The 19,881-nt window shown below is 38.7% G+C and carries 15 protein-coding genes and 1 pseudogene; 5 read left to right on the forward strand and 11 right to left on the reverse strand.

Annotated features, from left to right (window positions below):
* From VIHSUH07_RS01795 to VIHSUH07_RS01820, 5 genes and pseudogenes are all read right to left on the reverse strand, one after another.
* Positions 1–231, reverse strand: a pseudogene (locus tag VIHSUH07_RS01795) (IS21 family transposase); the annotation flags it as partial.
* Positions 232–351: 120 nt separating this feature from the next.
* A complete protein-coding gene (locus VIHSUH07_RS01800; RefSeq protein ID WP_105083668.1) occupies positions 352–756 on the reverse strand; it encodes a hypothetical protein in 405 nt (134 codons plus the stop codon).
* A 409-nt stretch (positions 757–1,165) separates the two neighbouring features.
* Positions 1,166–2,347, reverse strand: coding sequence for a metallophosphoesterase (locus tag VIHSUH07_RS01810; protein WP_105083670.1), 1,182 nt, complete (start codon positions 2,345–2,347; stop codon positions 1,166–1,168).
* Between the two features lie 69 nt (positions 2,348–2,416).
* Positions 2,417–3,517 carry an A/G-specific adenine glycosylase gene (mutY, locus tag VIHSUH07_RS01815; RefSeq protein ID WP_105083671.1) on the reverse strand — a complete coding sequence of 367 codons (1,101 nt, stop codon included), beginning with the start codon at positions 3,515–3,517 and terminating at the stop codon, positions 2,417–2,419.
* Between the two features lie 52 nt (positions 3,518–3,569).
* Positions 3,570–4,091 carry an 8-oxo-dGTP diphosphatase gene (locus tag VIHSUH07_RS01820; protein ID WP_105083672.1) on the reverse strand — a complete coding sequence of 174 codons (522 nt, stop codon included), beginning with the start codon at positions 4,089–4,091 and terminating at the stop codon, positions 3,570–3,572.
* 109 nt (positions 4,092–4,200) lie between these two features.
* Between VIHSUH07_RS01820 and VIHSUH07_RS01825 the strand changes: the two genes are divergently transcribed.
* The 3 genes from VIHSUH07_RS01825 to VIHSUH07_RS01835 all read left to right on the forward strand — a co-directional run bounded on the left by VIHSUH07_RS01825 (position 4,201) and on the right by VIHSUH07_RS01835 (position 6,130).
* The gene (locus VIHSUH07_RS01825) at positions 4,201–4,971 is read left to right on the forward strand and encodes a DUF4931 domain-containing protein (protein ID WP_005384501.1); all 771 of its coding nucleotides are present in this window, start codon (positions 4,201–4,203) and stop codon (positions 4,969–4,971) included.
* A 51-nt stretch (positions 4,972–5,022) separates the two neighbouring features.
* On the forward strand, positions 5,023–5,832 hold the full coding sequence (locus tag VIHSUH07_RS01830; RefSeq protein ID WP_105083673.1) for a metallophosphoesterase: 810 nt from the start codon (positions 5,023–5,025) through the stop codon (positions 5,830–5,832).
* A 67-nt stretch (positions 5,833–5,899) separates the two neighbouring features.
* Complete coding sequence (locus VIHSUH07_RS01835) at positions 5,900–6,130, forward strand: hypothetical protein (RefSeq protein WP_005378024.1); 231 nt, start codon at positions 5,900–5,902, stop codon at positions 6,128–6,130.
* Positions 6,131–6,392: 262 nt separating this feature from the next.
* Here VIHSUH07_RS01835 and VIHSUH07_RS01840 read toward each other — a convergent pair whose 3' ends face one another.
* The 5 genes from VIHSUH07_RS01840 to crcB all read right to left on the reverse strand — a co-directional run bounded on the left by VIHSUH07_RS01840 (position 6,393) and on the right by crcB (position 17,250).
* Positions 6,393–7,280: an immunity protein YezG family protein gene (locus VIHSUH07_RS01840; RefSeq protein ID WP_016476379.1), complete on the reverse strand. Its 888-nt coding sequence runs from the start codon at positions 7,278–7,280 to the stop codon at positions 6,393–6,395.
* An 11-nt stretch (positions 7,281–7,291) separates the two neighbouring features.
* On the reverse strand, positions 7,292–13,729 hold the full coding sequence (locus VIHSUH07_RS01845; protein WP_105083674.1) for a two-partner secretion domain-containing protein: 6,438 nt from the start codon (positions 13,727–13,729) through the stop codon (positions 7,292–7,294).
* Positions 13,730–13,799: 70 nt separating this feature from the next.
* A complete protein-coding gene (locus tag VIHSUH07_RS01850; protein WP_105083675.1) occupies positions 13,800–15,497 on the reverse strand; it encodes a ShlB/FhaC/HecB family hemolysin secretion/activation protein in 1,698 nt (565 codons plus the stop codon).
* Positions 15,498–15,798: 301 nt separating this feature from the next.
* Positions 15,799–16,773, reverse strand: coding sequence for a molybdopterin-binding protein (locus tag VIHSUH07_RS01855; protein WP_105083676.1), 975 nt, complete (start codon positions 16,771–16,773; stop codon positions 15,799–15,801).
* Between the two features lie 99 nt (positions 16,774–16,872).
* Complete coding sequence (gene crcB, locus VIHSUH07_RS01860; protein WP_105083677.1) at positions 16,873–17,250, reverse strand: fluoride efflux transporter CrcB; 378 nt, start codon at positions 17,248–17,250, stop codon at positions 16,873–16,875.
* Between the two features lie 209 nt (positions 17,251–17,459).
* On the opposite strand from crcB, the gene VIHSUH07_RS01865 reads away from it, so the two are divergent.
* On the forward strand, positions 17,460–17,768 hold the full coding sequence (locus tag VIHSUH07_RS01865; protein ID WP_227068440.1) for a helix-turn-helix domain-containing protein: 309 nt from the start codon (positions 17,460–17,462) through the stop codon (positions 17,766–17,768).
* A 229-nt stretch (positions 17,769–17,997) separates the two neighbouring features.
* Here VIHSUH07_RS01865 and VIHSUH07_RS01870 read toward each other — a convergent pair whose 3' ends face one another.
* Complete coding sequence (locus VIHSUH07_RS01870) at positions 17,998–18,720, reverse strand: GntR family transcriptional regulator (protein WP_038123004.1); 723 nt, start codon at positions 18,718–18,720, stop codon at positions 17,998–18,000.
* A 201-nt stretch (positions 18,721–18,921) separates the two neighbouring features.
* Here VIHSUH07_RS01870 and VIHSUH07_RS01875 point away from each other — a divergent pair, with 201 nt between their 5' ends.
* A complete protein-coding gene (locus VIHSUH07_RS01875) occupies positions 18,922–19,842 on the forward strand; it encodes a diacylglycerol/lipid kinase family protein (protein WP_005378125.1) in 921 nt (306 codons plus the stop codon).
* The last annotated feature ends 39 nt before the right edge of the window (positions 19,843–19,881 follow it).

Here is a 19,881-nt window from a genome sequence, read left to right on the forward strand (position 1 = left end):
AGTCTGTATTACGTCATGAAATTTATCAATCATAGATGGTTTATGACGATGTGGATCAGGCGTTCCATTTTCATAATGAGATTTTATGGTGCGTCTATCATAGCCTAATTCACGACCTAGTAAACTATAATTAGGTTTCAAATTGCAAGCCTCCAGAATGTCTCTTAACATTGGTAAGTCTAATAATGATGTTACAGTAAATGAACTGTTAATAGCGTATACGTATTGCATGTTGTTATCACCTCAACTATAGTATCGGTGATACAATCAAAGTTGTACATTCTTATATCATCATTTTTGTACATTCTTAGAGTATCATTTACATATATTTATAGAGTTGTGATTGTCTTTCTACATAAAAATCTTATCCATCTTGAAATTTCCTTTTCTACATACGATATTAAATAAACCATCAGAAAGGCGTATCAAGAAATGTTCTATATCTTTATCATCTAAAAGATTAGCACTATCATGCACCAATTTCTCTATTAATGTAGAGTTAGTAACCTTATAAAAAAAATGATGTGGAAAATCTTTTCTATCTACACCTGATGTAAAATTAAATTCATTTAAATACAATGCTTGCTCGTTAGTATAAGAAAAGTTTATTACTTCATTAGCCTCTACAGATATCTTTTTATTATTATCATCAGTTAAGACTAACTTGATACTATCTAAATCATAAGTAAACGAAGTTATATCCAAAAAAACAGTATTAGCCAAAATTTTATATGCTGGAATCCATATGTTGTTCATTATATCCTCACCGTTTTCTTTTACGTCCTAAATATCTATAAACATAACCCCACCCAAAATAAAATACTAATATTGTGATATAAGAAGCAATGAAGAAATAAATATCATTTTCATCTTCTATTATTTCAGGATTTATAATTAGACTAACGGTCATACCTATAAAAAGAAAGATGAATATACCTCGCACAAAATAATTATAGATTTTTAAAAACATATATTTACTCCCACAATAAAAACTATACTTTCACAACACAATTAAAATTTCAATTCTAATATATCACAACTCTTATATAACTTCATATAATAAAACGAGGTATCGTATTCCAAATACAATACCTCGTTTTATTATGAACTTTAATCATCTAAAATTGCTTAAATATTATAGCTATTAATATAGCAAAGCCACTACCTAAGCTACTCCGTCAAAGAACGTAATAACCGTAATTTCTCTCGGACAGTTAATACGAATAGGGAACCAGTGTCCAGATCCATTATTTACGTAACATACGCTATTTTTTTCTGTATAGCGACCTTTTACATATGGTGTACCAATCGGTACCCAAGGCATGCCAAAGAGGATAATTTGTCCACCATGAGTATGGCCGGACAAGGTTAATGGCACATTGCGTTCGATGGCTTCATCAAAGAATTCTGGATGGTGGGCCAACAGAATAACAAAGGCATTATTAGGGATACCAGACAAGGCCTTATCAATCATGGCTTCACGATTTTCTTTGCGACGTTCATTGTCATAGGATACGCCAGCAATATAGACCGGTTGTTTACCACCCATGATTTGGATGTTGTCATTAATCAGTACGTTTAATGGCGTTTTTGTTTTAATATCATCGACGATTTTATTTACATCGTGATGGAATTCATGATTGCCAAGGATATAGTCTACGCCATCAGGAATTTGTTTTGCAAATACCTTTAAGCGATCACAGACTTCAGGTAGCCATTGTATCTTGTCGATAAGGTCACCGGTGATGACAACGCGGTTTGGGTGTTCTAATAGTGCTAATCGCAAGATTTCGTCAAAGTCATCTAAGTCGATGCTTGGCCCAATATGGATATCACTGAGTTGTACAATCTTATAGTCTGCAAGCCCTGACGGTAGATTGGTATAACCAAAGCTTTCATGGGTTACAACGATTTCTCGTTGTCCTTCATAGGCAGCATAACCAGCGCCACCCATAGTAGCCAAAGGTACAAGGGTACCTACGGTTCTAAAGAAAGCACGGCGTCCTGTCCGTTCTTCGACGGGAACCTTATGGGAGATACGGTTTACCAGTGCATAAATCAAGGCCAATATGATGAAAACTGGTATACACAAGAATATGGCGAATACTACGCCATAGCTTTCCGTTCTAAACAAGTTAAGCCATTCATACCAAGGCGTGCCGTATAGATCAACTTGGTATAAGAAATAGTATCGTACCGCGCAGAACCAACCAGCGACTACCAAAATATAGGCCAGCCATGCAGGCCATAGTTTTTTCGGTTTCCATAAATAGAGGTACAATCCCCAAAAGCCTAAAAAGGCTATGGTTAGCACCACGAGAAACACAATATTTATAATTAATTGCATATACGCTCCTAACTGTATATCAAGTAATGGCTAATACATTGAGACAAAATCAGTGTTCGCCTCATAAATTTATTCTACAATAGGACATAATTCTGTCAATTTACCATGAGGTCCTGCCCAAGCATAATCGGCAAATTCCTCCCGTTTGATAAGCATCCAATCCTTCGGTAATTGCTTTTGTATCGTTTCGATTGATGTATGGTCTCCAGTATACTGCAAATCGCCTCGAAAGGCCTTCATAAACCATTTGCGATGAGAAAATACATGAGTTAATTCTTTCACAATAACTGGTTGCAAGGATAGACTAAAGCCCAATGCCCCTACGATCTCAGTTAAACCAAATTCTGCCGCATCATAAGAATCCGCATGTTCTACAGATGGAAATTCCCACATGGAGCGCAACAGACCTCGATTAGGGCGTTTATGTAGCAAATAATAATCACCATAGCTGAGGATGCCTACAAAAACAGGCACATCTACAACCTTTGTTTTCTTGATACGCACAGGCAATTGATCGGTTACATTATGTTGATACGCATGACACGTATTAACAATGGGACACTCACCGCAACGTGGCGTCTTAGGGATACATACGGCTGAACCAAAATCCATCAAGGCTTGGTTAAAATCTCCTGGTCTATCGTGAGGCAAGGTGTCCTCTACGATAGCAGTTATGGCCTTCTTGCCCTTTGTACCCAAAATATCATCGAATATGCCGTACAAACGGGCATAGATACGCAACACGTTACCATCAACGGCCACCTCTGGCTCGCCATAGGCCATGGATAACACAGCGCCGGCCGTATAGGAACCGACACCCTTCAAGGATTCCATATCCTTGCGATTATGAGGCACTACGCCGCCATAATTATTAACCACATCTTGTACGCCTAGGCGTAGATTCCGAGCACGACTATAATAACCAAGGCCTTGCCACGCATGAACTACCTCATCTTCTGTGGCCTTTGCCAAGTCCTCCAGAGTCGGAAATAGACGCATCCAATTATCATAATAGGGCTTCATCGCCTCAATGCGGGTCTGTTGGCTCATTACCTCAGACACCCACACCTTATAAGGGTCACCGCAGTCACGCCACGGCAAATCCCGTTTATTTACATCATACCACGCCAACAACTGTGGCACCCACTTGGGGTTATTCATCTCTTTCATAGTTCCTCAATATAGGTATATGTGAAAGCACATCCTATACTTTCACTACACTCTATTCATTAATATATACATCGATACGGGCCAACAATTCACTTTCCATGACTGTGTCGACCTCTGTTAAACTCATATTCTCTACATGACTGTTATCTGGGCCAAAACGGATAGGTCCCTTTAGCAACTTGCCCTCTAATAGCATAGGAAGCCACGTACGGTCCCCTTCCCACATATGCTCATAAGGGACATCGGCGAATGTAAACCAATGCGGCTCCATCTCGTCTGATTCAATGGGGTTTACATCGGTAACGCGCACAAAATATACATAGCCCACATGGGTTAGACTTTCATCATAAGGAAACTGAAAGTCAAAAAGGGCTACGCACTCCAAATCAGCAGCATTAACAAGAATGCCCGATTCCTCATATAGTTCACGAACGGCGCATTGGCGAAAACTTTCACCAGCATTGATTTTACCGCCAAAGCCATTATATTTATCAGCGCCAAAGCCGCGTTTTTTACGGCCCAACAAAATTCTATGTTGTTCATCTATGGGAAATACCAAGGTTGTCGGTTTCATAAGACCTCCTATAATTTGGTAAAGATTATTAATATATTATACCATTATTTCATGTGTAATACTGTCATTTATGGTATGATTAAAGGTATGAGATGAAAGGAGGCGCACCATGAACGAACCACTTATATTTGACATTGCACTAGGGCGTACAAAGCCTGTAAATATGCGTGACGCAAGTGTGCGCTGTCCATTCTGCGACCGGTCAAAGTTAACAGATATTCTGGCACAAGATGGTCACATCATATGGCTCATGAATAAATATCCTGTTTTGCAAGACACTTGGCCTACGGTCATCGTTGAAACAGAAGGTGACCAAGGCGAACTATCCACCCTTTCCGTTGATGATGCAACACGGATTATTCAATTCGGTCTAGATAAATGGCATGAAACGATTGCCACAAAAGAATATAAATCCGTTCTATTCTTTAAAAACCATGGTCCCATGTCGGGTGGTTCCATACGCCATCCGCACAGCCAAATTATAGGCCTACGCAACTACGATTATCACGAGGACATTACGGTCAAGAACATGAATGGTTGGCTATTACACGAAGATCAAGATATCCGCATCACCTTATCCAAACACCCTATTATTGGATTCTTTGAATACAATTTGCGGTATAAACCTGATGCGCCTGTCCGCTCCATCGCCATGCGCTTACAACAGACCATACGCTATGTACTAGATAGCTTGGCAAAATTTTCCCAATCCTATAACTATTTTTTCTATCAACTAGAAGATGGTTACGAATATATCAAGGTAATTCCTCGCTATATCACAACGCCGCTCTACGTGGGCTATAAAATTCCACAAACGTGCAATGACGAACGAGCTGCGAAAATTTTACAGAATATTACACCCTATTTTGAATTGAAATAAGAACCCTCTGCTACGAGTTCCGTAGGTTAGAGGACTCTAGTAAGGACATATATGAACATTTACGCCATTGGAGACCTTCATCTATCAGGCAATCCACCTACGAAGCCGATGAACATATTCGGTCCCCACTGGGACAATCATTGGCAACGTATAAAAGAACATTGGCTGTCCACCGTCACCGATGAAGACATTATCTTTCTCGTAGGCGACATGAGCTGGGCTTTGCGCCTCGATGAAGCACTCTACGACCTCAACGAAATCGCCAGTCTTCCGGGTCAAAAATTTATGATTCGTGGTAATCACGATTATTGGTGGTCATCGGCAAACAAAATGAAAAATGCTATGGGCGATGCTATTACCTTTTTACAAGGCCATGGTACGGCCCGTATCATCAATCTCACCACTCAGGTTAATACGCTTACTGGTGAAAGCCAGTCTACCGAACATCAATGCATCTTAGCCTTTGGTGGCACCCGCGGATATATCTGTCCTGATGATGCTAGCTTTGAACCAGATACAGATCAGTCTATCTATGACAGAGAAATTATGCGTACTGAAGCGGCATTACAAGAAATGGAGCACGCTATCCAAACGTTACAAAAGGAACATGCTAAAACAGAGAATACCAGCGAACCACTACCTGTAACGCGCATTCTATTGTTACATTATCCACCATTCAATGAAAATAACGCCCCATCAGGCTTTACAGACCTTATGGAGCGCTATCATGTAGATATATGTATATTCGGCCATTTACATGACCAGAATTCATTCAAACGAATTCCAGCCACATATGGAAATACTAAATTAGAACTCGTTTCTGCAGACTATGCAGAATTTAAAATACAAAAAATATTGTAATTGAAGCCCTATGAGGCATAACTGACATACTATTCAAATGTGCATCATACATTTATAAAGGAGCATTATGAGTCGCATTCATAAAGAGCATTTACAAGCAGGCTATATCTTTGGCGATACAATCAATCAAGAATATATCTATTTACCATCTGGCGAGGTGGGCACAGACCATCCATTGGCGGTCCTCGAAACGCCTACAAAACGAGAGGACCTTACATTGGACGAAGCGGTTCATATGATTGATACGCTAACATTAAAACGTTGTAGCCACCCTACATTAGGTAAAAAATCATTTTAATAGCAAAGAGTACTAGTTAGGTATAATCTGTAATGACCCCAAAAAGTCTAACTTTTTGGGGTCATTACATTTTACAAGCCTAATTTTCTTGGTGTTTCTTATATTTTAAAGGGACTGCAACTAGAATTCGGTAAACCTGCATTCTTTTACAACCCCTTTTCATTAAAGATATTTTTTAGCATACACAGGAACTATATCTAATATAAAAATCTCCCTATACTAAAAACATATGACTAGTATAAACATCAATAAATAATACAAATCATTTGTCATCATAAGAAAAATCTAAAGATAACTGACCTTCAGAAGTTAAAGTATAAACCATACTAGAGAATGGATTTTGATTGTAGAATTTAAAAGTTTCTATCATGTCTAAAATCTCATACTTTAAATCAGACATAATTTCTGAAATAATAGCAGGTTCATCATTATTGTCTTCTACATACCGTGAAATTGGGGTATTATTATCATCCCGATAAATTGAAAGTTCTACTGAAGAAAAATTATCATGACTTTCAAAATTCAATGCTACAAAAGCCCAGTCTAATGGAGTTAATTTAAATATTTTTTTCGCCAGAGCATTATAATGCTTCTCGAGCTCATCTTCCAAACTCTTATGTTCTAATCTAAAGGCCTTGTCTATGGCAGTATAATTTTTTGCTAATATACGGGATTCCATATCTTCCAACAATAAAACACCTCGAGGACCTTTTATCATTTCTTTATATACATCTGGCTCAAATTCATCTTCTCTAGCTAGAACACCAAAATTCTGATATTCCCACTTATATCTATTTTGAAGCCAACAATCATCAGTTACAGGATCATTATGAAACTCACAATATGGCTCATAATCATCGCGTGAAATATACATTGTTCCCCACGTCCATTGTTCTGTAGAAGCTTCATGAAGTAAACGTACATACGTCAAAATCTCACTAATCCCAGCTTTTATAGATTTTACTTTTTCATCACTACAATTATATAACAAATCACCATCAGTAATAATAGAACCCGAAGGAGTCTTAACATTATAACAAGCAGAACTCATTCCTGATTCTGTACATTCAAAAAACAAATAGACCTTATACCAATATTTAGGCATACACTCTACCAATATGTCTCTTATCTTATTAATATATCTATCCATATATCCTCACCTTAATTATTAGGAATGTTATGTATAACTGGACGTTCTCCATTTATACTATAGGAAAACTTAAACTCAGATGGTCGTTTGCTGCCATTCCTAATAACCTCTATTTCTACAGATACAACATTCCCTTCCATGACAGCTTTTTTTATTGCATTTTCAACTCTTCTATATTCACTTTGATTTACTACTCTATCCATAGCAACCAAATTATCTATATCACCAGAACCATTAAATATCTTTGCAATTAAATGTCCTCCTTGATCTTCACCTGGAATTCCAGTTCGCTGCACTATAGCCTTCTGTGCACTAGGTATGCGTTTAGCATCATTTAACTCTATTATGCCAGATACCTTCGTTATATTTCTATCAGCATCAGTATAATATGTATAACCATTTTTCAAATAAACAATACTAGGCTTTAACACTTTGATACCATCAACGACCTCCATATGAGTTCCATCTGTAATTCGGTTTAAGAACTGTTTTGACGGCTCTCTCTTTATAAACCCTCTTAATATACTCTTTCCCCCAAAGCCACGACCATTAAGATCTATATCTTCAGCATGCTTACTAATTCCTATTTTTTGAGCATTTAAAATTTCTGAATCAGAGAGCATTGATTCTATAATAGGATTTCCCATTATAGAATATTCTCCAGTTTCCCAATTCCATTCAGGAGTATAACCATATGACTTTCCTTGTAGCGCACGCCTATATTCAGCTGTCAAAGAATCTTTACCGTACTGATTTTTATTAAATAATCCACTAAAAAAATTCTTAGTCGAATACCAATATTTTAGAAATCGGTTTTTTAAAGTTTCAGACTCATCGAGCGATGAATTTAAACTACCATCATAATCAGTTATTGTAAATGTACGTTTCTTATCAAGAGACTGTAGATTACTATTTAAATTAACTAAATCTAAATTCTTATAAGTCTCTGGCTTATAACTCTTACCTATATCTAATATCGAAAAATAATAACCTATTAATCCTGATGTAGTTCCACCATCCTCATATACAATATCAAACATCTGTAATTTATTATCAATAGCTATACTTTTATACTTATTTGTTATCTTATCTTTTACAGAAATAACATAATAAGCACCATTTTTCATATTCCTAAGGTCAAAAGACTTTCCATCCATTGATACAATATAGTTATTTCCTTTAATTCTAGTTAGCTGATCAAATAATTCAGGTTCATACTGAAATTCATTCCATTTAGTAGCATAAGCTGACACCGCTGCCCCAGCATTTAAAGAACCGCCACTAACTTTATTAACTACACCACCTACCGTAGCACTCAACCATTGTGCTAATGCCGGATCATTATCTGCAATTTGCTTAATCTTTTCTATGAGCAATTCATTGGTCATTGTAGCTTTAAAGCCACTACCAGGTGCATTACCGGCCATACGTGCAGCCCACTCACCAATCACACCATGAGCAAAAGCTTTGGCAATCTTACCTTCTTTTGTGGTAGGTTGCCAATTATGTAATTGCTCATAAGCATTCTTAGCAAATAAACGTGCTAGTTCTTGACGTTCTTCAATTTTCTTTTTATCAAATATCTTATCTAGTTGATGTAACGTATTCTCTGTATTGGTATTAATCGTCTTAGTATCAATTTGTTTACCATCTACAGTTAGTATACCATCTGAGATTGCAGATTGAGTAGTAGAGTTTGCTTTACCTTTAGATCCTACGCCTAAATTTGGAACTAGACCAATACTGTTATAAATCTTATCATAGCCTTTTTTATCATTGCGCTTCATCTCTTCGAGTTTCTTTTTACTACCATAGTAGTTATAGCCTATCCCATTATTGCTATATGTATACTCGGCTTCATTTTGGATATCTTTCATCTCAAGAGATTTAGTAGTCAATGTATTCTTAGCTTTTGGAGCTTCACTTTTAATGACGGCACCTTCTAATGTAGTCCCATTCCCTACATGAATATCATAGCCATCTTCTCCAGCATAAATACCTGCCTGATGAGTCACGCTCTTCCATTTACTATCAATGCGTCCTACGCTAGCACTAATACTACCTGTTGGATTCTTGAAATTAGGTGTAGAGGAAACAGAGAAGCCCGCAGACTTACTGTGTTCTTTAAAGTTATCTACATCTTGTAAGCTTTGAATATGTAAATCACGACCTGTGTCTACTTCTACCTTCTTGCCAGATACGGTAGAACCAATAATATTTGTATCTCGTTTTGCTTTAAGTTGTGCTAATTCAGCTGCTTTAATCGTCGTTGGCACATAGCTTTCTTGGTGGGTATCGCCATTTTGACGAGCCATATTACCACTCGCATTAATATCGAGGAGGCCACCACCAGTCAAACTAATACCAGCACCGACACTCCATCCAGAGCTTTTATAAGTATTCTTAACATCTACAGTATTCTTACCGGCCTCAAGATTAATATCACTAGCGCTATCTAATACTAATTTTTTAGCCTCTACTGTTTCACCAGTTAAACTAATACCAGTTTTCTGAGCATCTCGAGCCTTGATTTGTACTTCACTATCGCTAACAAGAGTCCCGCCTTGATATGTATTTGTATCTACTACTTGCCCTTGTTTTCTAGAAGTGCTGCCGATGCTTACAGATAAGTTAATAGCATCATCAATATTTTTAGCGCCTCGTTTAGCTTTACCGTCTACTTTATCAACTTTACCTGTTACGGCATCGCGTATTTTTTCTCCATGTAAAGCTGCATCTACTGCTTCATATCCATCTTGCAATTGTTTACGTGCTTCATTGAGTTCAAGAGCGGCTAAACGTTTATCATCGCGGCCACCAGCTTGTTTTATTGTACGTGTAGTATTTGTAAGTGTATTAGCTATTGCACCACCTAAGGATACGGTAAGACCAGTTTTTTTGTAGCGTTCATCGTGACTCATGTGGTTATGGTCTACATTACCATCTAATGTCACAGCAGAACCATCTAACACAGCACCGTCTTTAGCAACAATATCTGCGCTTGTAAGATGAACGTTATCATTCGCTTTGACAGTAACAGTACCTTTCGTGCTGGCAATTGTATTTCGTACAGTAGATTCTTCATGGTTAGCTTCATCTATATTGTGTTTTTCTTTGCCTATAGTAAAGCCTATCCCTGTACTACCAAGCAAACCAGATTTCTTATGACGATATACACTAGTACCATCTGTAATCGCTTTATCTGCACCAAGTTCTACCTTTCCACCAGCTGTAACATCTACTGTATGTTCGCCTATAATTTGAGCAGATTGACCGGTTACATCTTGAGCACTTGTAATCTGTATATCTTTACCACTTACTGTAGAGCCTGTTACAGCTGTAGTAGTTGCATCATCCACCGCATTGGTACTTTCACGTTTGACCAAGCTTTTCTTTTTATCTAGGTATACATGATTGACTGTACTATTTGCCTTCGCCGTATTTAATTCAACCGTATTACCAGATACTTTCACTGTGTCTGCCGCTAATAGTTGACTACCTTCAAGTTGTACAGCATCAGAGGCTACAACAGAAACATTTTTACCTTCAATGCTACTACCAACCGATGATTGTGCTTTTACAAGATCATGAGACTCCGTTGTTTGAGAGTGTCCGCCACCAGATTTACCCTTGTCAAAACGATGTTCTTCCAGTTCATGTGTAGCATTCATGGCTTTCATCGTTACATTATGGCCGGCCGCTACATGCGTATTTACATCAGAGGTAATAACACCTGCCGCCATAGATACATCTCGGCCTGCGACTACTGTTGTTTCACCAGCACCACCAATACGACCTTGATCTACACCTGTCATCGTTTCACGTCGATTGTTTCGACTATTCCACTCAATTTTGCTATTAGCTGCCTCATACTGTACGCCTGTATTAATTACATCACGTCCAGCACTAACCTTTGTAGAACCAGCCGCATTAGTTTGTGTAATGGTACCGCCTTCATTAATGACGTCTTTCTTAGCATATACAGAGACTGTATCGTTGCCTATAATAGTACCTTGTGTATTACGAACTTCATCATTCGCTATAACCGTAGTAGTATTACCTTTGATAAGCCCATTATCATTGTGAATAGTATTACCAGTAAGATTCACATCTTTATCCGCCACAATACTACCGCTATTTTTCATAGTATCAACGGAAAGGTTAATGGATTGGGCCTGTAAATTAGCTGCACCGTCTACTCGTTTTGTATTTGGGGCTAAATATAGAGTCGGTACTAGCACAGTTTCCGTTTCACCATTTGGCAATACAACAGCCTTGCTAACTAAGAGCACTACATCCTCTTTAAGATTCTTTTGCTCAGCCGCTGTTAAGCCTCTACCTAATGCAATAGATTGAGATTTTGTTACACTAATCCCTGCATCCATCAATTGGCGATATTGTTCCTCTGCTGAAAGACCAGATTGCAGTCTACTTTTACCGGTTTGACGCATAATCTCTTGCATAACGAGCTGTTGCTCATAATAGCCATCACCCAATCGTTTTTGTATATTCATAGGGTCTAATTTAAGGCGAGATAATACGTAATCAGAAGATAAGAAGTTACGACGATTTGTAAAATTTGGATCGGTTTCAATCATATAGGTAGTATTAGGATTCGTCGATAACTGACTCATACTATTTAATAAAGATGCATCTACTGTAGCATCACTTTTACTATTTTCTACATGACTACCATATACGGCAACAGGGACATCTGTAGGATTGACTATCGTATTCTTATAGTCAGCCGTTCGTATATTAGTCGTATCCCGTCCACGTCTCCTCCGACGACTATACGATGTGGCTGTACCATCTTCAGTAATATATTCATTACCCTTAGGGTTACTTTGTTCATACTGACCTACTGTACCAGTGATATCTCCAGCAGCACTAATTTGACTAGATTCATTCGTCATATGATCGACATCCATATGTAAATCCCCACCGGAAATAATCCGCCCAGGATTAGATGTATCTACCACATCTTTTTCACGAGTACGATCATATTCATACTTAGTCCAATCCTCATGATATTCACCATTTATAGAAAGTTGAAGATTCTCACGAGTATGAATAACAACCTTATCTTTTGGAATTTGCTCATGATCTAAATAGATTCGTTCTTCCGATAATTGGTATCGCTTAATGCTACCAGATGGTGCTACTTCGTTTTTAATATGCTCTTTTCCACCTACCGCTACACGTTTAAGGGTAATCCCACCATTTTTATTGTCTACAGATTTAGCATATAATGCACCACCTTGACCAAATTCAATGGTAGACGCTGTATTTACAATACGATCTATCTTACCAGACACAGTTCCTGTAGAATCCATCGTTTTACCAAGTTGTAGTTTTCCTTCGGCTTTAATCACACTACCATCAGTATTGACAATCGAATTGGTTGCTATAGATAGATCTTTTTGGGCAATCATAACAGGAGCCTCTTTAGTCTCTGTATTACCCTTTTGAATAACAGAATCGGTAGTAATCTTAGCGGTATCCACATACAATTTGCCACGATTCATCTGCTCAAAACTTTTTGTAGTAATATCTGCTTCTGTAGCAGCGATAGTACCTGTATTTTGCAATTTGCCAGTACTATCTACGGTTAACTTATTTTGTGCAGATAATACACCTTGATTATTCACACCAAAGCCATCATTGGTGCCAACTAAATACATGCTATTGGCATACATACCACCAATAGCAGCTACATCAAGGCCAACTTGACTAGATTCACCAGTTTTGTGAACATTCGTAACTTTACCAGAAGAATCTACCGAAACAGCATTCTTCCCCGTCACAACTTGAGCATCTTTCGCCCAAACTTTACCATTCAGCTGAACAGCCTCTGCTAACAAATCTGTGCGTGCTGTTTTCGATGCATTAAGGCCTTTTTCCCCTACTGTGATACTACCTTGTTGTACTTGATAGCCTGTAATACTACCGTTATTGATAATGGGGTTCCCCGTTGTTAATGTAGCACTATTAGCATTGATAAAGGTTCCATTATTAACAGAAATCCCATTTGGATTTGCAATAATAACATGGGCCTTATTGCCGGCTACTTCAAGAGCACCATTCATAGAAGTAGAACTTGTACCCGTAACTTCATTTAAAATCGTATTAGCCGTAGGACCTACTAAATTAGGGTTCCCCATAATATAGCCTGCAAGCTCTGTATTTACAGGTCGATTCGCATTATTTAAAATAAGCCCCTTTTCGTCTACATTAAAAGCATTATATTGGTTATGTGATAACCCTTTATCATTAGGCGTATTGATATTGACTACAGTCATGCCATTACGAGCTTCTTCTATTTTTGGTCCTAATTTACCTTGATCTGGTACAACAGGATTAGCAAGGGCCATAGGAATCCATGGTGCAGAGTTAGTCGCTAATAACGCAGCAAAGATAGCCATTGCCGTATGTTTTCTAATATTCATATTACGTATCTCTCCTAAGTATATAAAACAATATGTATTATGTATCTATATCAATCTCTATGTACAACACTTAAAACTGATAACTCCCTCTAAACGCCCAAACACGGGTATCTGTGTTAAAGCCTTCTGGTTTCTTAATTGGCGTCCCTAGTGATACATCATAATTAACAGCTTCACCAACAGTGCCTCGTACACCAACGACACCACCAATCAAGGTGTTACCTAGTTGAGTTTCTGTAGATGGTCCCCATACATGACCAATATCTATTCCTATATAAGGTGTAATCTGTTGTTTTCTAAATGGTAATGACCATTCACTTTGTACATAGTACCCAGAATCACCTCGTAGTGTTTCTTCACCACTAAATCCACGTACCGAATACCGTCCGCCAATACTAAACTGGTCCGTAGTAAATAAGCGCTGATTCGTAAATTGACTTCTAAAGCGCATCGAGAATATACCTTGCTTATGACCGATTCGTACTCCCGTTTGAATCTGCCCTTCAACCCCAGCCATTTTATATAGTGTAGTTGGATTATCTGCCAAACCTTCCCAACTTCGTACCTTAGCACCTAATCCTTTAATGCCTTGACGATAAAATACATACGTATCACTCACTGTATTGCCTCTATATTGGCGATGAGATAACCCTAATTCTACCGATGTGGTATGTTGTTCTTGAACACCGATTTCTACATCATCCAGATAATTATGACGCGACTTATGATTAACCTTAGCAATAACTGATGTTTTCGAACGACTAGTCCTATTTAGAACCTGCTCTACTGATACCTCTGTACCTTGTGTGGTACCGGCCGAACGAAATGCATTTGGCATAAACACCAACTGATTATAGCTATACTTATACGTAGATAGTCTATACGTACGGTTGCCATCGGGAATCGCATAATTAACTGCATATTGCTTTGACCCATGGCCATCATCATGAGGGCTTATATCTTTAGTGAAATTAGCTGTTAACGTATCATTAAGACCCAGCAATTGACTAAACGATAAAAATACAGTACCTTGATACTCTCCTGTAGCTTTATATCCTGAATTATCTAAGATAAATGAGCCATGCACAAATCCTTTTTGTTCTACCGTAAGCTTAACAATAGAGTATAACGGCTTGGTACCTGGTTCAATCGTCATCTTTATATCTTGACCAGGTACGCTACGCATCTGATCAATTCCTTGTTCTAACGCTTGACGTCGTAATACATAGCCAGGTCGTACAGGGAATGCACTCCGCCAATTCGTCCGTGCATTTGGATTTGTAAGAACAATATCTTCAACATAACCCGGTAAAATCTCAAAAGTTAATGACCCTGAATGTAAATCTTGATTGGGTACAACCACTTGGCTTGTGACATATCCATCTGCTAATAATTGTTCTTGTAATTGCTTTTGAAGGAATGTAACCCCATCCGACCCGATTCGATTATGCTCATACGCCTCTAACCGGTTCTTATATTTACGAAATACAGGCTCTGATGATGTAATAACAATATGGTCTATAGGAAATGCAATCTCTTCCTTTGGTAATGCCTTCATAGGAGCACTGCTAAGACCAACATACGCTGATTCTGAACGCAACGAAGCGGCCCCAGTCATTGGTGCTTCTGCGCGTTGACGCAACGAAGCATCGGCTCGGGCCGCTTCTTGTTGTATAAAAGGGGTAGATACATCGGCTGCCATGCTAGGCAATGTACCAACTGTGGTCAGCAAGCCAATACAACTTGCTGCAATACGTACAACTCTCATAAATCCCTCTCCTTTCTATATGTAAATTATATATTAATCTTATTTTTTTGCAACAGAATATTAAATTTGTTTTTCATTTTTTTAAATATTTTCTCTATCTTAGACAACTTAACCATGCAAAAATCTTCTACGTTTTATAATTCTCACAAACACTATATATAATAAAATTAAGAAATCGTATAATAACACAAAGGGACTGTAGCGAAATACAGTTTTACCGCATTTCGCTACAGTCCCTTATTAAGTATATTTCTTATTTTATTCAGCTACAAATACTAACATTACAAAGATAAAATCTATCTTATCCCAAGAACCCACCATGGCCTAATGCAATACAGTCTTCTTTTGTAATCTCATCGTCTGCAATGAGCCGTGGCACGATTTCATCAAAGGCCGTTGGTTTACTAAACAATACACCACCTGGTACGCCTAGAATTGGCGTGCCATCAGCACAGTATGCGATGCACACCATAGAACCTGGCAAGACAGGGAGACCATAGGTTACAACACGGTCTGCGTAACGTTTAATGGCGCCTGGTGTCAAATCATCTGGATCTACGCTCATACCGCCGGTACAGAATATGATGTCTGCGCCCGCCGCTTTTACCTTGTCGATAGCGGCCACAATATCGTCCGTATTATCCGTCACGATTTCATGGGCGATTTTTTTCACCCCCAATGGCGCACAACGTTCTTCGATGATAGGTGTGAAAGCATCTTTAATGCGTCCTTCAAATACTTCAGAACCAGTTGTAACGATGCCCATTGTTTTGCGCACAAATGGTTTAATAGTTAAGATAGGTCCACCAATATTTTGAGCTGCTGTTACTTGTTGTTCTTCTAGCAATAATGGAATACAACGCATACCAGCGATTTTATCGCCCGCTTTCACAGGCGTATTATTCAATTTTGTAACGATGGTCAATTCGCCGATGCTATTGATAGCATATAGTTTATCTACATCTACCTTGAGTAAGCCATCCACATCGGCAATGGCCTCTATTTTACCTTGTGCCATAGGACCATCGTGCACGTAGTCCCCCTTTGCGATATCATACAAGGCACGGGCCACGTCTTCTTCGTGGAGGAACCCTTCATCTTCTGGTTCCATTACATAAATATGTTCTTTACCAAGATTAAGTAGTTTAGGTACATCTTCTTCGGTAATTACATGCCCCCGGCGGAATGGTGTGTCTTTCACCTCGCCGATAACGATGCGTACAATATCGTGTACCAAGGCATGTCCTACGGCATCTTGTACTCTTATTTCTTTCATAATCTAACCTTTCAACATTTATTCTATCTTATGTATATCAAACGTAATATATAGCAATACATTTACTTTATCATATGAATGATAGCGGTTAATATGCAATTATGCACATACGAGTTTAGCAATCCACATACCGATGGCACAGAGAGCTAAACCGCCAAGGATTTGCACTGCCCCATAGAATAGAACATCTGTAACATCACCAGATGTTAAGAGCTGTAAAAGCTCAAAGGCAAATGTAGAAAATGTGGTAAAGGCACCAAGTCCACCAACGACTAAGAAGAACCGAACCCATTGAGGCCAATCCGGTCTACACACATAGGCACCTAAAATAATGCCTATGATCAAACAACCGATTAAATTGACCGTTATCGTACCAAAAGGATAAGGTCCCAATCGTGCCATTACCCATTCCCCTACCACTGTTCGCGCTAGTGCACCAAGAGCACCGCCGCAGGCGATAGCTATATATTTTTCCATAATAGATCTCCATAAAATTAACGATTCGTGTAATTATCATATATACATAATAATTATCACATATTACGTATTAGTCAACAATGTATTTGCTAAGTATACTAAAAGCACAAGGTAGGGATCGGAAAGGAGGTCTTATGAAGGATCCTACACTTACAATGCCGGCCTACCGACGGAATCATTATCAAGACCCAAAATTTCAGCAACAGTATATGTGCTTGGGTCACAAAATCTCTACCCTGCGAACGTCGATGGGCATTTCACAACGACAATTGGCCGATGTCGTAGGCATTAGTCGCAGCTATTTGAGTAAATTAGAATGTGGATACGGAATATCAGGCGTATCCATCGAGGTAGTATTTAAAATTGCTTATTGCCTCAATGTTTCTACCAGTCAATTGCTACATCTTCGTACGCAAGACTATAAATCCTGTAATAGACATCTTTCAAAACATTATGAAAGAGTCGAATTTTTCCGACTAGCACACCAGCGCTTTTTGGAACTAAAAAAACGTCTCTAATCAATAGACCTCATATGAATAGAGACAAAATTAATTCTTTATTACACTCTCTTCTATTCAATTAAAACAACATTATATAACCTTTCAAAAATTAGATTAACAAGATAAAGTAATTCCTACTTAACACGTACAACATATATAAAAGATAACCCCCTTACAATATCTTATATATGACTTTGCAAAACAAAGGACCCTATCTAGGGTCCTTTTTACTATGTCTATGTAGTTTTTATACTTCGTTCAAGTTCTTGTCTTGTAATTCCGCATTAGCCCGTTTAAAGATAAACGCATTATTGATATGCTTGCGCATCGCATTTTCTGCAGCTACTTCGTCGTGACGTTCAATGGCATCTACAATGTGATCATGTTCATCGTCACAATCGTGTGTGCGCACTGCATTGAAGGAACTCAAATACATATCGCGATTTACTCGTTCACGGAAATCGGCTAAGTAATCAACAACGCGATCATTGCCCGAGAATTGAGCGATCATGCTGTGGAATCGGCTATTAACCTCTACGCGTGCCGTAGCGTCCTCAATAGCATGCATTTCCTTGCATAATTCCTTAAGCTCTGCCACTTGTTCTGGCGTAGCGTGACGAGCACACAAACGCGCCCCCAAACCTTCCATAACCTCGCGACATTGATATAGCGCCACGATTTCTTCCGGTGTATCTGCTTTAACAGTGACACCTTTCCACGGCACGATAACAACAAGATTATCTTTTGCTAATTTTCTGAAAGCTTCGCGAACTGGCGTTGCACTGACTTTGAGCTGTTCTGCGATCTTAACTTCATTTAGTTTTTCTTGCGGTAATAGCTCCCCTGTTAAAATAGCCTGTTTCAAGGTCACATAAACTTGTTCACTTAAAGGCAATCGTTCAATTGAATCTACAGCGGAAAAATGATACACATCTTTTGGTTCTTTTGTACCCTTCACGTCTTTTGTCATATTTCTAGCCTTAGGTCCCCTCTAATGTTTACACGCTTTCATACTTTCAATGAACGCCTAAAATGAGTATAATAGAATGTAAGCATTTTTATATACGAACACATGTATATATAATAATTGTATACCCTATAATTATAAGTCCCGTACATATGACTGTCAATTTCAAGATAGTCACAGTTAAAAAGTGAGGAAGTTACCCCTATGAGTCGTTGTTTGGTTATCATTAACCCTGTATCTGGCGGCGGTGCAGCACGCCGATACGCCCTTGATTTACAGTGGAAATTGAGCACCCTTTTTGACACAATTGAAGTTAAATTTACCACCGGTGCCGACGATGCAACCCGTTTTGCAAAGGCCGCTTGTGAAGATGGTTTTGACGCCGTTTTCTGCATGGGTGGCGATGGTACCGTTAACGAAACGGTAAATGGTATCGCTCAAGGCGGTTTCAAAGCAACCTTTGGCTTTATTCCGGTAGGAACCGTCAACGATATGTCTCGTGCTCTCGGCATTCCACAACGACCATTAGAGGCGATTCGCCGCCTCGATATCAACCAAGTTCGCTCCATCGATATTGGTCGCTGCAATGATAAATACTTCTGCAATAATATTGCAGCCGGTGTCATTCCGAAGGTTATCGAAGAAGTAACGCCAAAGGAAAAGCGCATCTTAGGTCCATTGGCCTACTTCTTGCGCGCCGGTCAAGCCCTCTTCACTACAAAGGACTATACATACCGCATTCAAACGGAAGATGATGATTTCATTTGTAAATCACCACTTGTATTAGCCCTACTCACCAACGTAGTGTCTAGTTTTGAACGCTTTATGCCAGAGGCTTCCGTAGACGATGGGTATATGCGCCTCGTTATTTTTAAGGAATACTTCATCCTCGACATCTTCAAGGTTCTACCTCTTATCCTAAGTGGTGCCATCTATAACTCTAGCAATACAACGACATTAACAGTCAAAAAAGCTCATATCGAATTATTGAGCAATATAGATAATTTACCAACCAACATGGATGGTGACGCAGGTCCTTATATGCCTGTAGACCTTGAGGTATTACCACGGGTCCTCAAGGTATTTGCACCGACAAAACATCAAAAGAAAAAGCCGCTTCTCTAAGCGATACGAACCCCCTTTGCTGATAAATCAGTAAAGGGG

Origin of the sequence: Veillonella sp. T34266-5, from assembly GCF_002959815.1 — a bacterium.
In the GTDB taxonomy this organism is placed as follows: domain Bacteria; phylum Bacillota; class Negativicutes; order Veillonellales; family Veillonellaceae; genus Veillonella; species Veillonella atypica.

Excerpts from the sequence above, each read along its gene's own strand:
- VIHSUH07_RS01850 (WP_105083675.1), bottom strand. The coding sequence starts at position 15,497 with ATGAGAGTTGTACGTATTGCAGCAAGTTGTATTGGCTTGCTGACCACA.
- VIHSUH07_RS01840 (WP_016476379.1), bottom strand. The coding sequence starts at position 7,280 with ATGGATAGATATATTAATAAGATAAGAGACATATTGGTAGAGTGTATG.
- crcB (WP_105083677.1), bottom strand. The coding sequence starts at position 17,250 with ATGGAAAAATATATAGCTATCGCCTGCGGCGGTGCTCTTGGTGCACTA.
- VIHSUH07_RS01875 (WP_005378125.1), top strand. The coding sequence starts at position 18,922 with ATGAGTCGTTGTTTGGTTATCATTAACCCTGTATCTGGCGGCGGTGCA.
- mutY (WP_105083671.1), bottom strand. The coding sequence starts at position 3,517 with ATGAAAGAGATGAATAACCCCAAGTGGGTGCCACAGTTGTTGGCGTGG.
- VIHSUH07_RS01810 (WP_105083670.1), bottom strand. The coding sequence starts at position 2,347 with ATGCAATTAATTATAAATATTGTGTTTCTCGTGGTGCTAACCATAGCC.
- VIHSUH07_RS01830 (WP_105083673.1), top strand. The coding sequence starts at position 5,023 with ATGAACATTTACGCCATTGGAGACCTTCATCTATCAGGCAATCCACCT.
- VIHSUH07_RS01855 (WP_105083676.1), bottom strand. The coding sequence starts at position 16,773 with ATGAAAGAAATAAGAGTACAAGATGCCGTAGGACATGCCTTGGTACAC.
- VIHSUH07_RS01835 (WP_005378024.1), top strand. The coding sequence starts at position 5,900 with ATGAGTCGCATTCATAAAGAGCATTTACAAGCAGGCTATATCTTTGGC.
- VIHSUH07_RS01825 (WP_005384501.1), top strand. The coding sequence starts at position 4,201 with ATGAACGAACCACTTATATTTGACATTGCACTAGGGCGTACAAAGCCT.
- VIHSUH07_RS01820 (WP_105083672.1), bottom strand. The coding sequence starts at position 4,091 with ATGAAACCGACAACCTTGGTATTTCCCATAGATGAACAACATAGAATT.
- VIHSUH07_RS01845 (WP_105083674.1), bottom strand. The coding sequence starts at position 13,729 with ATGAATATTAGAAAACATACGGCAATGGCTATCTTTGCTGCGTTATTA.
- VIHSUH07_RS01800 (WP_105083668.1), bottom strand. The coding sequence starts at position 756 with ATGAACAACATATGGATTCCAGCATATAAAATTTTGGCTAATACTGTT.
- VIHSUH07_RS01865 (WP_227068440.1), top strand. The coding sequence starts at position 17,460 with ATGTGCTTGGGTCACAAAATCTCTACCCTGCGAACGTCGATGGGCATT.
- VIHSUH07_RS01870 (WP_038123004.1), bottom strand. The coding sequence starts at position 18,720 with ATGACAAAAGACGTGAAGGGTACAAAAGAACCAAAAGATGTGTATCAT.